Source organism: Streptomyces sp. NPDC058373 (assembly GCF_042723275.1).
Taxonomy (GTDB): domain Bacteria; phylum Actinomycetota; class Actinomycetes; order Streptomycetales; family Streptomycetaceae; genus Streptomyces.
In genome coordinates this window covers 230,435-244,802 of record NZ_JBHXJE010000004.1, presented here as the reverse complement: position 1 = coordinate 244,802, position 14,368 = coordinate 230,435, and the positions used below count along the sequence as shown (strand labels likewise).

Genomic DNA, 14,368 nt, shown 5'->3' with positions numbered 1-14,368 from the left:
CGCGCCGGGGGGGCCGCGCCACCGGCCGCCGCCCCCCACCGGGCTCGCTCGCGTCCGGGGTGCCGCCGGCCCGCCAAGAGTCGGGCGCGCCCTCGGCCGCCGGAGTGAACCTCGACGCCCGAAAGAGGCCGTAACCGGCGTTTCCAGGCCCCCTTGATCGATCATCGCTCATATGTGACCGACAGATTTCAAACGAGAGAAATTCTTGGCACTCGGTGCCTTGTGTGCTGTCACGCAGTGCCATACGTTGAGGGTGTCCGGGCGGCCGACGCACACGAACCCCGCGTACGCCGGCTGTCCCCGCGGTTCCCTCACCGTGCGCCCGGACGCCTGCGTCACAGGCACCCGCGCTCACCCGGCGCAGCCGCACCACCCGCCGGACCGACGGCACACCACAGCAGTCCACGCCCCTCGCTCAGGGGCCCCTCAGCCCCTCAGCCCTCACTACGCCCTTCGCCGGAGGCCCCACCGTGAAGGAAATCCTCGAAGCGATCCAGTCGCAGGACGCCACGTCCCAGGACTTCGCCGCACTGAAGCTCCCCGAGTCCTACCGGGGCGTCACCGTGCACAAGGACGAGACGGAGATGTTCGCCGGTCTCGACACCCGCGAGAAGGACCCGCGCAAGTCGCTCCACCTCGACGACGTGCCGCTTCCCGAACTCGGCCCGGGCGAAGCCCTGGTGGCCGTGATGGCCTCCTCGGTCAACTACAACTCGGTGTGGACCTCGATCTTCGAGCCGCTCTCCACCTTCGGCTTCCTGGAGCGGTACGGCCGCGTCTCGGAGCTGACGAGGCGGCACGACCTGCCGTACCACGTCATCGGCTCCGACCTCGCGGGCGTCGTCCTGCGCACCGGGCCCGGCGTCAACGCCTGGAACCCGGGTGACGAGGTCGTCGCGCACTGCCTCTCGGTCGAGTTGGAGTCGAGCGACGGCCACAACGACACGATGCTCGACCCCGAGCAGCGGATCTGGGGCTTCGAGACCAACTTCGGCGGCCTCGCCGAGATCGCCCTGGTCAAGTCGAACCAGCTCATGCCGAAGCCGGACCACCTCAGCTGGGAGGAGGCGGCCGCCCCTGGCCTGGTCAACTCCACCGCCTACCGGCAGCTCGTCTCGCGCAACGGCGCCGGCATGAAGCAGGGCGACAACGTGCTGATCTGGGGCGCCAGCGGCGGCCTCGGCAGCTACGCCACCCAGTTCGCGCTGGCCGGCGGCGCCAACCCGATCTGCGTCGTCTCCAGCGACCAGAAGGCGGAGATCTGCCGGCGGATGGGCGCCGAGGCGATCATCGACCGCAACGCGGAGGGCTACACGTTCTGGAAGAACGACCACGAGCAGGACCCGCGGGAGTGGAAGCGGTTCGGCAAGCGCATCCGCGAACTCACCGGCGGCGAGGACGTGGACATCGTCTTCGAGCACCCCGGCCGCGAGACCTTCGGCGCCTCGGTCTACGTCACCCGCAAGGGCGGCACCATCGTCACCTGCGCCTCCACCTCCGGCTACAACCACGAGTACGACAACCGCTACCTGTGGATGTCGCTGAAGCGGATCATCGGCTCCCACTTCGCCAACTACCGCGAGGCCTGGGAGGCCAACCGCCTCATCGCCAAGGGCAAGATCCACCCGACCCTGTCGAGGGTCTACTCCCTGGAGGAGACCGGGCAGGCCGCCTACGACGTCCACCGCAACCTCCACCAGGGCAAGGTCGGCGTCCTCGCGCTGGCCCCCGAGGAGGGGCTCGGTGTGCGGAACCACGAGATGCGGGCCCAGCACCTCGACGCCATCAACCGCTTCCGGAACATCTGAGGTTCCCTCCATGACAGAGCGCCAGAAGGACCGGCCGTGGCTGATGCGGACGTACGCCGGCCACTCGACGGCTGAAGCGTCGAACGCGCTGTACCGCTCCAACCTCGCCAAGGGGCAGACAGGACTCTCCGTCGCGTTCGACCTGCCGACGCAGACCGGCTACGACCCCGACCACATCCTCGCCCGCGGCGAGGTCGGCCGGGTCGGGGTCCCCGTCTCGCACCTCGGTGACATGCGGCGGCTGTTCCAGGACATCCCCCTGGAGCAGATGAACACGTCCATGACCATCAACGCCACCGCCATGTGGCTGCTGGCGCTCTACCAGGTGGTGGCCGAGGAGCAGGGAGCCGACATCACCCGGCTCTCCGGCACCACCCAGAACGACATCGTCAAGGAGTACCTCTCGCGCGGGACGCACGTCTTCCCGCCCGGGCCGAGCCTGAGGCTCACCACGGACATGATCACGTACACCGTGGCGAGCATCCCCAAGTGGAACCCGATCAACATCTGCAGCTACCACTTGCAGGAGGCGGGAGCCACCCCGGTCCAGGAGATCGCGTACGCCATGTCCACGGCCATCGCCGTGCTGGACGCCGTGCGCGACTCCGGGCAGGTCCCGGAGGAGGAGTTCGGCTCGGTCGTCGCCCGCATCTCCTTCTTCGTCAACGCCGGCGTGCGCTTCGTCGAGGAGATGTGCAAGATGCGCGCCTTCGGCCGCATCTGGGACCGCGTGACCCGCGAGCGGTACGGCATCGACAACGCCAAGCAGCGCCGCTTCCGGTACGGCGTGCAGGTCAACTCGCTCGGCCTGACCGAGGCGCAGCCGGAGAACAACGTCCAGCGCATCGTCCTGGAGATGCTCGCCGTCACCCTCTCCAAGGACGCCCGCGCCCGCGCGGTGCAGCTGCCCGCCTGGAACGAGGCGCTCGGCCTGCCCCGGCCCTGGGACCAGCAGTGGTCGCTGCGGATCCAGCAGGTGCTGGCCCACGAGTCGGACCTGCTGGAGTACGAGGACATCTTCGCGGGCTCGCACGTCATCGAGGCCAAGGTCGCAGCCCTGGTCGAGGAGTCCTTCGCCGAGATCGAACGCATCCAGGAGATGGGCGGCGCGATGGCCGCCGTCGAGTCCGGCTACCTCAAGTCGCAGCTCGTCTCCTCGCACGCCGAGCGCCGCGCCCGGATCGAGGCGGGCGAGGAGAAGATCATCGGCGTCAACTGCTACGAGACGACCGAGCCGAACCCGCTCACCGCCGACCTCGGCACGGCCATCATGACCGTCGACCCGGCCAACGAGGCCCGCGTCGTCTCGGCCCTGCACGCCTGGCGGGCCGAGCGCGACGAGGCCCGCGCCCAGGAGGCCCTGGAGGGGCTGAAGCGGGCCGCGGCAGGCACCGCCAACCTGATGCCGGCCACCCTGGAGTGCGCCCGCGCCGGGGTGACCACCGGCGAGTGGTCGTGGGCCCTGCGCGACGTCTTCGGCGAGTTCCGCGCCCCCACCGGTGTGTCGGGGGCACCGGTCGCCGTCGCCGCCGAGGAGGGCTCACCACTGGCGGCGGTGCGCGCCAAGGTCGACCGGACCGCGGCCGACCTCGGGGTGGGCAAGCTCCGCCTGCTCGTCGGAAAGCCCGGTCTCGACGGCCACTCCAACGGCGCGGAGCAGATCGCGGTCCGCGCCCGCGACGCCGGCTTCGAGGTGGTCTACCAGGGCATCCGCCTCACGCCCGAACAGATCGTGTCCGCCGCCGTGGCCGAGGACGTGCACTGCGTCGGCCTGTCGATCCTCTCCGGGTCGCACGCCGAGCTGGTGCCGGACGTCCTCGCCCGGCTCCGGGAGTCGGGGGCCGCCGACATCCCGGTCATCGTCGGCGGCATCATTCCGCACAGCGACGCCGAGGACCTGAAGGCGGCTGGTGTGGCCGCCGTCTTCACCCCGAAGGACTTCGGCATCACGGAGATCATCGGCCGTATCGTCGACGAGATCCGCCTCGTGAACAAGCTCGACCCTCTGGAGGTCCCCGCATGACGACCGTCAACCGGCTCCGGCCGCGCCGCTCCTGCCTCGCCGTCCCCGGCTCCAACCCGCGCTTCCTGGAAAAGGCCCAGGGGCTCGCCGCCGACCAGGTCTTCCTCGACCTGGAGGACGCCTGCGCGCCGCTGGCCAAGGAGGGCGCCCGGCACACCATCGTGGACGCGCTCAACAACGGTGACTGGACCGGCAAGACCCGCGTCGTGCGCGTCAACGACTGGACCACCCACTGGACCTACCGCGACGTGGTGACGGTCGTGGAGGGCGCCGGGGCCAACCTCGACTGCATCATGCTGCCGAAGGTCCAGGACGCCCAGCAGGTGGTCGCCCTGGACCTGCTGCTGACGCAGATCGAGAAGACGATGGGCCTGGAGGTCGGCCGGATCGGCATCGAGGCGCAGATCGAGAACGCCAAGGGCCTGGTCAACGTCGACGACATCGCCGCCTCCTCGACGCGCCTGGAGACCATCGTCTTCGGCCCGGCCGACTTCATGGCCTCGATCAACATGAAGACCCTGGTCGTCGGCGAACAGCCGCCCGGCTACCCGGCCGACGCCTACCACTACATCCTGATGCGCATCCTGATGGCCGCCCGCACCCACGACCTCCAGGCGATCGACGGGCCCTTCCTCCAGATCCGCGACGTGGACGCGTTCCGCGAGGTGGCCGGGCGCTCGGCCGCCCTCGGCTTCGACGGCAAGTGGGTGCTCCACCCCGGCCAGGTCGACGCGGCCAACGAGATCTTCTCGCCCTCCCAGGAGGACTACGACCACGCCGAGCTGATCCTCGACGCCTACGACTGGTGCACCTCGGAGGAGGGCGGCAAGAAGGGCTCGGCGATGCTCGGTGACGAGATGATCGACGAGGCCAGCCGCAAGATGGCCCTGGTGATCGCGGGCAAGGGCCGCGCCGCCGGGATGACCCGCACCTCCAAGTTCGAAGCGCCGGAGGCCTGAGCATGCAGTTCGGACGCACCTTCGAGGAGTTCGAGGTCGGCGCGGTCTACAAGCACTGGCCCGGAAAGACGGTCACCGAGTACGACGACCACCTCTTCTGCCTGCTGACCATGAACCACCACCCGCTCCACGTGGACACCAACTACGCGGAGTCCACGACGGACTTCGGCAAGAACGTGGTGGTCGGCAACTACATCTACTCGCTGCTGCTCGGCATGTCGGTGCCCGACGTCTCGGGCAAGGCCATCGCCAACCTGGAGATCGAGTCGCTGCGCCACGTCGCGCCGACCTTCCACGGCGACACGCTCTACGGCGAGACGACGGTGCTGGACAAGACCCCGTCCCGCTCCAAGAACGACCGCGGCATCGTGTACGTGGAGACCAGGGGCTACAAGCAGGACGGCACCCTGGTCTGCGTCTTCCGCCGCAAGGTGATGGTCCCCACCGAGACGTACATCAAGGAGCGCGGCGGCGAGCAGCCCGGCCGCCCGGAGCTGAAGGCACAGGAGAAGTAGTCATGAGCCGACTCGCCCAGACCCACGCCCTCACCGACGTCCAGCAGGAGATCCTCTCCACCGTCCGCGACTTCGTGGACAAGGAGATCATCCCGGTCGCCACCGAGCTGGAGCACCGTGACGAGTACCCCACGCAGATCGTGGAGGGGCTGAAGGAGCTCGGCCTCTTCGGGCTCATGATCCCCGAGGAGTACGGGGGGCTGGGCGAGTCCCTGCTCACGTACGCGCTGTGCGTGGAGGAGATCGCCCGTGGCTGGATGTCGGTCTCCGGCATCATCAACACGCACTTCATCGTCGCGTACATGCTCAAGCAGCACGGTACGCAGGAGCAGCGCGAGTACTTCCTGCCCCGGATGGCGACCGGCGAGGTGCGCGGCGCCTTCTCGATGTCGGAGCCGGCGCTCGGCTCGGACGTCTCGGCGATCTCCACCAAGGGTGTCAAGGCGGGCGACGAGTACGCGCTCACCGGTCAGAAGATGTGGCTGACCAACGGCGGCTCCTCGACGCTCGTGGCGGTGCTCTGCCGGACCGACGAGGGGCACCCCGAGGGCACCGCCCCGCACAAGTCCATGACGACCTTCCTGGTGGAGAAGGAGCCCGGCTTCGGCGAGGTCCGGCCCGGGCTGACCATCCCCGGCAAGATCGAGAAAATGGGCTACAAGGGTGTCGACACCACCGAGATGATTTTGGACGGACTGCGCATTCCGGCCAATCGTGTGCTCGGCGGCACCACCGGCCGAGGGTTTTACCAAATGATGGACGGCGTCGAGGTCGGCCGCGTCAATGTCGCCGCCCGCGGCTGCGGTGTCGCCCAGCGCGCCTTCGAGCTGGGCGTCTCCTACGCCCAGCAGCGTCACACCTTCGGCAAGCCGATCGCCCAGCACCAGGCGATCCAGTTCAAGCTCGCCGAGATGGCCACCAAGGTCGAGGCGGCCCATGCGATGATGGTGAACGCGGCCCGCAAAAAGGACTCCGGGGAACGAAACGACCTGGAGGCGGGGATGGCGAAGTACCTGGCGTCGGAGTACTGCAAGGAAGTCGTGGAGGACGCCTTCCGCATCCACGGCGGGTACGGCTTCTCGAAGGAGTACGAGATCGAGCGCCTGTACCGCGAGGCCCCGATGCTGCTGATCGGCGAGGGGACCGCCGAAATCCAGAAAATGATCATCGGCAGGAGGCTCCTGGAGGAGTACCGTTTCCAGGGCTGATTGTCCCCTTTGGGGGATTTTTTCGAGAAGAAGATCACACCTGACCGGCGCTCTTCAGCCGTCGACTCCGGTTCCTGGCTTGGCCAGTTGTGGTCGCCACCCGATACCATCCCCGGAAAGCCGCCGTCCCCCGTTGCAGCGCGGCATCATCCGCTACGAAGGTCATCCATGCCCCACAGCCAAAACACTGCACCGCGCGGCACGGTCCGCCTTGCGCGCGGAGCGTCGCCGTGGCTCCTGCCGACCGTCGCCACCGCAGCCGTCAGCCTGGTCCGCTCGCGCCGCTCCAAGCGCGCGGCGGCCCTGGCGGTGCCCGCCACCGCTCTGGCGGCGGGCATGCTGTGGTTCTTCCGCGACCCGGAGCGCGAGATCGCCCCGGGCCGGGTCATCTCCCCGGCCGACGGCGTGGTGCAGAGCATCATGCCGTGGAAGGACGGGCGCACCCGGGTCGCCATCTTCATGAGCCCGCTGAACGTCCACGTCAACCGCGCGCCACTGGCCGGCACGGTGACCTCCGTCGAGCACGTCCCCGGCGGTTTCGTTCCGGCGTTCAACAAGGAGAGCGAGAACAACGAGCGCGTCGTCTGGCACTTCGACACCGAGCTCGGCGACATCGAGATGGTGCAGATCGCCGGCGCGGTCGCCCGGCGCATCGTGCCGTACGTGCCGCGGGGCACCAAGGTCGAGCAGGGCGAGCGCATCGGGCTGATCCGCTTCGGGTCGCGCGTCGACATCTACCTCCCCGAGGGCGTCGAGGTCGACGTGGAGGTCGGCCAGCCCACGACCGCGGGGGTGACTCGCATTGACCGTGTCTGACTCAGATACCCAGGCGGGCTGGGTGCCCGCCGACGAGGAGGACGACAGCGGCGAGGAGATGCCGCTGTCGATGCGCCTGTCGATAGCGGACACCCTGACCCTGGGCAACGCCACGTGCGGGTTCATGGCGGTGTACTTCACCACCACCGGCATCCTCATCCCGCACCTGACCGGCAGCGACGAGAGCGGCATGGCGCGGCACTCCGCCGCCACCGCCGTGATCCTCATGCTCTGCGCGGCGGTCTTCGACCTCTTCGACGGGCTGGTGGCGCGCAAGCTCCGCTCCTCGCCGATGGGGGCTGAGCTGGACAACCTCTCGGACCTGGTCAGCTTCGGCCTGGCACCGGCGTACTTCGTCCTGGTGTACGGCATGGTGGCGGACGACGCCCACCAGCGGGTGGCCGCGCTCGGCGCGATCGTGGTGCTGCTGGCGGTGGTGCTGAGACTGGCCCGGTTCTCGATCGTGACCGTGAAGGACGGCATGTTCCAGGGCATGCCGAGCCCCTTCGGAGCGCTCACGGTGGTCTCCATCGTGCTCCTGGAGCTGCCCTTCGTGGCGACGCTGCTGGCCATCGTGGGCACGGCGTGGCTGATGGTGAGCCGCGTCGAGTACCCGAAGCCGCGCGGCGTGCTCGCGGTGGCGATGCTGAGCTGGATCGTGGCCGCGATGGGCCTGCTGGCCGCCTGGGCGTTCGACGCCCCCGGCGGGCAGCTGCTGCTCCAGACAGGCTGCGCGCTCCAGCTCGTGCTGGGCGCGGTGATCCCGCTCTTCGCCACGGCCCGCCGGGTCAACAACTTCCGCGACAACCGCCGCGAGGCGCGGGCGGCACAGCTTCCCTAGCGGATGAGGCGTGGGACGCGCTGTACGAGGGCCCGGGACCGTGAACGGTCCGGGGCCCTCTCGCATGTCCGGAGCGCCGTACGCCTCCCTGCGGGCCTGTGCGGCGCTCGGGGGTACCGGTAGCGCCCACTGGGCTCCGGAGGCCGAACCGAGCTCTGCCGGCGCCCCAGAAGCTCGCCCCCGCCCGCTCCCTTGCTCGGGCCCCGCTCGTCGGTCCCGGAGCAGGGGGACGGACGCGCGGCTCAGGCCGGAAAGTCCTCGCCCAGCCGCTCGGCGAGCCGCTCCAGCAGGGGCCCGGCCTCGCGGAAGCAGCGCTCGGGGTCGGACTCGATCTCGGAGAGGGCGTAGGCGCGGCGGATGCCCGCCTCCTGGAGGGCCTCGGTGCCGAGGGCGAGGCGGCCGCAGACGGCGACCGTGACGACACCGCGGGCGCGGGCGGCGGCGGCGACGCCGGCCGGGGCCTTGCCGTGCAGGGTCTGAGCGTCGAGGGAGCCCTCGCCGGTGATGACGAGGTCGGCGCGGTCCAGCGCCTCGGCGAAGCCGAGGACGTCGAGCATCACCTCGATGCCGGGGCGGAAGCGGGCGCCGAGGCCGACCAGGGCGCCGAAGCCGATGCCGCCGGCCGCTCCGGCGCCGGGAGCCTTGGCCGCCTCGGCGGCCCGGCCGCCCACGGCGTCGGTGAGGACGCGGACGTAGTGGCCGAGGGCGGCGTCCAGGGTGCGTACGTCGTCCTCGTCGGCGCCCTTCTGCGGTCCGTAGACGGCGGCGGCGCCCTTGGGCCCGGTCAGCGGGTTGTCCACGTCGCTGGCCAGGACCAGGTCGACCTCGGAGAGCCGCGGGTCGAGGCCGCCCAGGTCGGCGGCGGCCAGGTCGGCGAGGGCGGCGCCGCCGGGGCCGACGGGGGTGCCGTCGGCGGTGAGCAGGCGGGCGCCGAGCGCGGTCAGCATGCCGGCGCCGCCGTCGGTGGTGGCGCTGCCGCCGACCCCGAAGACGATGGTGCGGGCGCCCGCGTCCAGGGCCGCGGCGAGCAGTTCGCCCGAGCCGTGGGTGGTGGCGGTCAGCGGGGCGAAGACCCCGTCGGGGAGGTGCTGAAGGCCGGAGGCCTCGGCCATCTCCACGACGGCGGTGGTGTCCCGCAGGGCCCAGGCGGCGGTGACCCGGTCCCCGGTGGGGCCGGTCACCTCCCGGGTGTGCCGGGTGAACCCGGCGGCCACGGCGGCGGCGACGGTGCCGTCCCCGCCGTCGGCGACCGGCAGCGCCTCCACGGCGGTGCCGGGCCGGGCGCGGCGCAGTCCCGCGGTGACGTGTTCGGCCACCTCGACGGCGGTCAGCGAACCCTTGAACTTGTCAGCGGCGATCAGCACACGTGCGTGTGCCGTGCGGCGAGCGTCAGCCACCCCTTGCATCCCCTTGCTCATCGGGCCTTGCCTCGGCAAGGCGGTCGCGCCGCTGCGACACTAACCCCCCGACAGGGCTTCTGCCCAGGCCACCAGGGGGGGCGCCCCGGTGGAGAGGGGTCAGGGCGCGGACACGCCGTCCATCTGGTGGGCGATCGGTCCGTCCCGGCCGGGCGCGGAGAGGCTGAAATGCTCGGCTCTGCGAACGGCGGGCCACCGGAAAGCGGGGCCGCGCGGCCGTCGGCGTCCGGCGGCGGGCGCGTCGCCCCGGCGCGGCGGCGGCCGACCCGGCTGCCGTGGTGAGGAGGACGGTGCCGGGGCTCCGCACAGGCGCTCCCGGGGCTCGGTGGGGTCTCACCCTGGCACAGGCGGCGGATCCCGCCGGACAGCCGGGGCCGGCCGCCCGGCGGGATGGCCCGGCCGGCCCCGCCGGCGCCTCAGCGGGCGCGCTCGACGCGGCGCTCGTCCCAGACCGGTTCCGCCGTCTCCCGCAGGCGCCCGTCGGCGCCGAAGACGAGGTAGCGGTCGAAGGAGCGGGCGAACCAGCGGTCGTGGGTGACGGCCAGGACCGTCCCGTCGTACGCCTCCAGACCGTCCTGGAGGGCGTCGGCGCTCTCCAGGTCCAGGTTGTCGGTGGGCTCGTCCAGGAGGAGGGCGGTGGTTCCGGCCAGTTCCAGCAGCAGGATCTGGAAGCGGGCCTGCTGCCCGCCGGAGAGCCGGTCGAAGCGCTGCTCGGCCTGGAGGGTCAGTTCGTAGCGGCGGAGCACCGAGTGGGCCGCGCCCCGGTCGTGGGCGTGCTCGGTCCACAGGATGTCCAGCAGGGTCCGGCCGTGCAGCTCGGGGTGGGCGTGGGTCTGGGCGAAGTGGCCGGGGACCACGCGGGCGCCGAGCCGCCACTCGCCGGTGTGGGCCACCTCCTCGCCGGCCAGCAGGCGCAGGAAGTGGGACTTGCCGGAGCCGTTGGAGCCGAGCACGGCGACCCGTTCCCCGTAGAAGACCTCCAGGTCGAACGGCTGCATCAGGCCGGTCAGTTCGAGCTGCTCGCAGGTGAGGGCCCGTACGCCGGTGCGGCCTCCGCGCAGCCGCATGCGGATGTCCTGCTCGCGGGGCGGCTCCGGCGGCGGCCCGGCCTCCTCGAACTTGCGGAGCCTGGTCTGTGCGGCTGCGTACCGGGAGGCCATCTCGTGGCTGACGGCGGCGGCCTGGCGGAGGTTGACGACGAGCTTCTTGAGCTGGGCGTGCTTCTCGTCCCAGCGGCGGCGCAGCTCCTCGAAGCGGGCGAACCGCTGCTTGCGCGCCTCGTGGTACGTGTCGAAACCGGCGCCGTGCACCCAGACGTCGGCCCCGGCGGGCCCCGGCTCGACGCTGACGATCTTCTCGGCGGAGCGGGCCAGGAGCTCGCGGTCGTGGGAGATGAAGAGCACCGTCTTGCGGGTCTGGCGGATCTGCTCCTCCAGCCAGCGCTTGCCGGGGACGTCGAGGTAGTTGTCCGGCTCGTCGAGGAGCAGGACCTCGTCCTGGCCCCGCAGCAGGTACTCCAGGACGAGGCGCTTCTGCTCGCCGCCGGAGAGGGTGCGGACCTCGCGCCACTGGGCCCGCTCGTAGGGGACGCCGAGGGCGGCCGTGGTGCACATGTCCCAGAGGGTCTCGGCCTCGTACCCCTGGACCTCCGCCCAGTCGGCGAGGGCCTGGGCGTACGCCATCTGCGCGGCCTCGTCGTCGACGGTCATGACGGCGTGCTCGGCGCGGTCGACGGCGGCGGCGGCCTCGCGCAGGCGGGGCGGGGCTACGGAGACCAGCAGGTCGCGGACGGTGCGCTCGTCGCGGACGCTGCCGACGAACTGAGGCATCACGCCGAGGCCGCCGCTGACGGTGACGGTGCCGCCGTGCGGCTTCAGCTCACCGGAGACGATCCGCAGCAGCGTGGTCTTGCCCGCGCCGTTCGGCCCGACCAGGGCGTAGGCGGCGCCCTCGGGCACGCGGAACGACACATCGCCCAGCAGAGTGCGCCCGTCGGGCAGGTCGTACTCCAGGTGCGCCACTTCGAGATGTCCCATGCGGGCATCCCATCAGCAGCGGCCGCCCCCGGGCAAACGAGTTACGGCGCAGCTCAGCTGCCGTACCGGTGGTCCTGCGGGCCGTGCGCGTCGCGGTCGGCGCGGGCGCGCACCTCCTCCGGAGTGGCGGTGCGGGCCTCGGTCCGGTGGCCGTGCGCGACGAAGTCGCGGACGGCCGGTTCCACGGCGTCCTGCGGGCTCTTGACGCCCGCCAGGACCATCACCTCGACGACGAGTTCCGCGTCGAGACCCACAGTCACCTCGGCCATGCCGTGACGGTAGCAGCGGCGGGGCCCTGGCGGGGAGAACGCACGGGCGCCGGGCAGGGGTCAGGATCTACCCTCGCCGTATGTCCGCCACGGAACCGCGCCCCGGCTCCCGCCCGCTGGTCGCCCTGCTCAGCGGCGCGGGCATCTCGACCGACTCCGGCATCCCCGACTACCGGGGGCCGAACGGGCTGTGGCGCCGCGATCCGGAGGCGGAGCGGCTGGTCACCTACGACGCGTACATGTCCGATCCCGAGGTGCGCGCGGTCCTGGCAGATGCGGCGGAGCAGTCCGGCGCTGCGGGCCGAGCCGAACGCGGCGCACCGCGCGGTGGCCGAGCTGGAGCGGTCGGGGACGCCGGTGCGGGTGCTGACGCAGAACGTCGACGGGCTGCACCAGCGGGCCGGGATGCCCGACCGGAAGGTGCTGGAGCTGCACGGCACCGCGCGGGCGGTGGTGTGCACGGCGTGCGGGGCGCGGACCAGCATGGCCGAGGAGCTGGAGCGGGTGGCGGCCGGAGAGGCCGATCCGCCGTGCCGCCGGTGCGGGGGCGTCCTCAAGTCGGCGACGGTGATGTTCGGCGAGCCCCTGGACCCGCGGGTGCTGGGCCAGGCGCTGGCCGTCGCCAGGGCCTGCGACGTCTTCGTCGCGGTCGGCACCACCCTCCAGGTCCAGCCCGCCGCCTCGCTGGCGGGCCTGGCGGCGGAGCACGGGGCGCGTCTGGTCATCGTCAACGCCGAGCCCACCCCGTACGACGCGCTCGCCGACGAGGTGGTCAGGGAGCCGATCGGCACCGCCCTGCCGGAGCTGCTGCGGGGGCTCGGGGGCTGAGGTGGTCGTCGGTGGCCCACAGGTACTGCACGGCGTACGCCCGCCAGGGGCGCCAGTCGGCGGCGCGGGTGGTGAGCGCGGCAGGGGCGCCGGGCAGGCCGAGGCGTTCGGCGGCGCGGCGCACGCCGAGGTCGGTGGCCGGGAAGGCGTCGGGGTCGCCGAGGGCGCGCATCGCGATGATCTCCGCGGTCCACGGGCCGAAGCCGGGCAGGGCGAGCAGCCGGGCGCGCGCCTCGTCCCAGTCCTCCTCGGGGCCGAGGCCCAGAGAGCCGTCGGCGAGGGCGGCGACCAGGGTGGTCAGGGTGGTGCGGCGGCTGCGGGGCATGGCCAGCCGCTCGGGATCGAGTCCGGCGAGGTCGGCGGGGCGGGGGAAGAGGTGGGTCAGGCCGCCCGCCGGGTCCTCGACGGGGGTGCCGTACGCGGTGGCGAGGCGGGCGGCGTGGGTGCGGGCGGCGGCGGTGGAGACCTGCTGGCCGAGGACGGCGCGGACGGCGAACTCGGCGGCGTCGACGGTCCGCGGGACGCGGCGGCCTGGCGCCTTGGCGACGAGCGGGGCCAGGACCGGGTCGGCGGCGAGCCACTCGTCCACGGCGACGGGGTCGGCGTCGAGGTCGAGCAGGCGGCGGCAGCGGCTGATGGCGAGGGTGAGGTCGCGCAGGTCGGTGAGGACCAGGCGGCAGCCGATGTGGTCGGGGGCCGGGGTGAGGGTGGCGATGCCCGGCCCGTGCGGCAGGTCGAGGGTGCGGCGGTAGGCGCCGTCCCTCCACTCCTCGACGCCGGGGACGGCGGTGGCGGCGAGGTGCCCGAAGACGTTGTCGGGGGTGAACGGGGTACGCAGCGGAAGCCGCAGCGAGACCGCGCCGGGCGCCGGGTCGCCGCCCGGCCCCGGCGCGGCGAGGGTGCGGGCGCGCAGCGCGGTGGGGGAGAGCGCGTACACCTCGCGGACGGTGTCGTTGAAGGTGCGGACCGAGGAGAACCCGGCGGCGAAGGCGATGTCGGCCATCGGCAGGGTGGTGGTCTCCACCAGGAGGCGGGCGGTCTGGGCGCGTTGGGCGCGGGCGAGGGCTAGCGGTCCGGCGCCGAGTTCGGCGAGGAGCTGGCGCTCGATCTGGCGGGTGCTGTAGCCGAGGCGGGCTGCGAGGCCGGGGACGCCTTCGCGGTCGACGGTGCCGTCCGCGATGAGCCGCATGGCGCGGGCGACGGCGTCGGCGCGCTGGTTCCACTCCGGTGAGCCGGGGGTGGTGTCGGGGCGGCACCGCTTGCAGGCCCGGAACCCGGCCTGCTGACAGGCGGCGGCGCTGGGGTGGAACACCATGTTGCGCGGCTTGGGCGGCACGGCCGGGCAGCTCGGCCGGCAGTAGATCCCGGTGGTCAGCACGGCGGTGAAGAACCACCCGTCGAACCGCGCGTCCTTCGACTGCACGGCCCGTACGCAGCGCTCGGTGTCGGTGTACATGACTCCAGCATCGTGGCTCCCCAGGGCGGACGCTGGCGAGAATCCGACATCAGCGTGCGGGGACTCCTCCGAGGGACCCGAGGGTCGGACGTGGGGGAGGAACCCGCGCGGGCAGCCATCCGCGGTTCCCCCGGGACGGGCCTCCTCCGGGCGGCGCGCTCACCCGAACGCCGTGGAGGCGACCGGGACCC

Annotated in this window: 11 protein-coding genes and 1 pseudogene; 8 read left to right on the top strand and 4 right to left on the bottom strand. The window is 72.0% G+C overall.

Translation table 11 applies throughout. The features are described from left to right. Nucleotides 1-470: 470 nt before the first annotated feature. The 7 genes from ccrA to pssA all read left to right on the top strand — a co-directional run bounded on the left by ccrA (nucleotide 471) and on the right by pssA (nucleotide 8,170). Entirely contained in the window at nucleotides 471-1,808 is a 1,338-nt protein-coding gene (ccrA, locus tag ACFWMZ_RS05020; protein ID WP_383183098.1) for a crotonyl-CoA carboxylase/reductase, read from the top strand. Nucleotides 1,809-1,818: 10 nt separating this feature from the next. After that, the gene (locus ACFWMZ_RS05015) at nucleotides 1,819-3,831 is read left to right on the top strand and encodes a protein meaA (RefSeq protein WP_383199555.1); all 2,013 of its coding nucleotides are present in this window, start codon (nucleotides 1,819-1,821) and stop codon (nucleotides 3,829-3,831) included. Continuing rightward, on the top strand, nucleotides 3,828-4,790 hold the full coding sequence (locus ACFWMZ_RS05010; RefSeq protein WP_383183094.1) for an HpcH/HpaI aldolase/citrate lyase family protein: 963 nt from the start codon (nucleotides 3,828-3,830) through the stop codon (nucleotides 4,788-4,790). Before ACFWMZ_RS05015 ends, ACFWMZ_RS05010 begins: the two co-directional genes overlap by 4 nt. A 2-nt stretch (nucleotides 4,791-4,792) precedes the next feature. Continuing rightward, a complete protein-coding gene (locus ACFWMZ_RS05005; RefSeq protein ID WP_383199553.1) occupies nucleotides 4,793-5,305 on the top strand; it encodes a MaoC family dehydratase in 513 nt (170 codons plus the stop codon). A gap of 2 nt (nucleotides 5,306-5,307) precedes the next feature. After that, the gene (locus ACFWMZ_RS05000) at nucleotides 5,308-6,513 is read left to right on the top strand and encodes an acyl-CoA dehydrogenase family protein (protein WP_383183090.1); all 1,206 of its coding nucleotides are present in this window, start codon (nucleotides 5,308-5,310) and stop codon (nucleotides 6,511-6,513) included. 168 nt (nucleotides 6,514-6,681) lie between these two features. Continuing rightward, a complete protein-coding gene (locus tag ACFWMZ_RS04995; protein ID WP_383183089.1) occupies nucleotides 6,682-7,329 on the top strand; it encodes a phosphatidylserine decarboxylase in 648 nt (215 codons plus the stop codon). Further along, the gene (gene pssA / locus ACFWMZ_RS04990) at nucleotides 7,316-8,170 is read left to right on the top strand and encodes a CDP-diacylglycerol--serine O-phosphatidyltransferase (protein WP_383199551.1); all 855 of its coding nucleotides are present in this window, start codon (nucleotides 7,316-7,318) and stop codon (nucleotides 8,168-8,170) included. Before ACFWMZ_RS04995 ends, pssA begins: the two co-directional genes overlap by 14 nt. A 242-nt stretch (nucleotides 8,171-8,412) precedes the next feature. Here pssA and ACFWMZ_RS04985 read toward each other — a convergent pair whose 3' ends face one another. The 3 genes from ACFWMZ_RS04985 to ACFWMZ_RS04975 all read right to left on the bottom strand — a co-directional run bounded on the left by ACFWMZ_RS04985 (nucleotide 8,413) and on the right by ACFWMZ_RS04975 (nucleotide 11,893). Next, nucleotides 8,413-9,576, bottom strand: a complete 1,164-nt coding sequence (locus ACFWMZ_RS04985) for a glycerate kinase (RefSeq protein ID WP_383183100.1) — start codon at nucleotides 9,574-9,576, stop codon at nucleotides 8,413-8,415. 428 nt (nucleotides 9,577-10,004) lie between these two features. Beyond that, nucleotides 10,005-11,624 carry an ABC-F family ATP-binding cassette domain-containing protein gene (locus tag ACFWMZ_RS04980; protein ID WP_383183085.1) on the bottom strand — a complete coding sequence of 540 codons (1,620 nt, stop codon included), beginning with the start codon at nucleotides 11,622-11,624 and terminating at the stop codon, nucleotides 10,005-10,007. A gap of 53 nt (nucleotides 11,625-11,677) precedes the next feature. After that, nucleotides 11,678-11,893 (bottom strand): type II toxin-antitoxin system VapB family antitoxin, encoded by a 216-nt coding sequence (locus tag ACFWMZ_RS04975; RefSeq protein ID WP_383199549.1) that lies wholly within the window; start codon nucleotides 11,891-11,893, stop codon nucleotides 11,678-11,680. 80 nt (nucleotides 11,894-11,973) lie between these two features. Between ACFWMZ_RS04975 and ACFWMZ_RS04970 the strand changes: the two are divergent. Continuing rightward, a pseudogene (locus tag ACFWMZ_RS04970) lies at nucleotides 11,974-12,721 on the top strand (NAD-dependent deacetylase). Here the strand turns inward: ACFWMZ_RS04970 and ACFWMZ_RS04965 are convergent. Beyond that, nucleotides 12,666-14,177 carry an AlkA N-terminal domain-containing protein gene (locus ACFWMZ_RS04965; protein WP_383199547.1) on the bottom strand — a complete coding sequence of 504 codons (1,512 nt, stop codon included), beginning with the start codon at nucleotides 14,175-14,177 and terminating at the stop codon, nucleotides 12,666-12,668. The pseudogene ACFWMZ_RS04970 and the gene ACFWMZ_RS04965 sit on opposite strands and share 56 nt — an antisense overlap. Nucleotides 14,178-14,368: the final 191 nt, after the last annotated feature.

Bases quoted from the DNA above. Each gene is read 5' to 3' on its own strand.
- ACFWMZ_RS04985 (WP_383183100.1), bottom strand. From the start codon at position 9,576: ATGCAAGGGGTGGCTGACGCTCGCCGCACGGCACACGCACGTGTGCTG.
- ACFWMZ_RS05000 (WP_383183090.1), top strand. From the start codon at position 5,308: ATGAGCCGACTCGCCCAGACCCACGCCCTCACCGACGTCCAGCAGGAG.
- ACFWMZ_RS05005 (WP_383199553.1), top strand. From the start codon at position 4,793: ATGCAGTTCGGACGCACCTTCGAGGAGTTCGAGGTCGGCGCGGTCTAC.
- ACFWMZ_RS05015 (WP_383199555.1), top strand. From the start codon at position 1,819: ATGACAGAGCGCCAGAAGGACCGGCCGTGGCTGATGCGGACGTACGCC.
- ACFWMZ_RS04975 (WP_383199549.1), bottom strand. From the start codon at position 11,893: ATGGCCGAGGTGACTGTGGGTCTCGACGCGGAACTCGTCGTCGAGGTG.
- ACFWMZ_RS04965 (WP_383199547.1), bottom strand. From the start codon at position 14,177: ATGTACACCGACACCGAGCGCTGCGTACGGGCCGTGCAGTCGAAGGAC.
- ACFWMZ_RS05010 (WP_383183094.1), top strand. From the start codon at position 3,828: ATGACGACCGTCAACCGGCTCCGGCCGCGCCGCTCCTGCCTCGCCGTC.
- ACFWMZ_RS04980 (WP_383183085.1), bottom strand. From the start codon at position 11,624: ATGGGACATCTCGAAGTGGCGCACCTGGAGTACGACCTGCCCGACGGG.
- ACFWMZ_RS04995 (WP_383183089.1), top strand. From the start codon at position 6,682: ATGCCCCACAGCCAAAACACTGCACCGCGCGGCACGGTCCGCCTTGCG.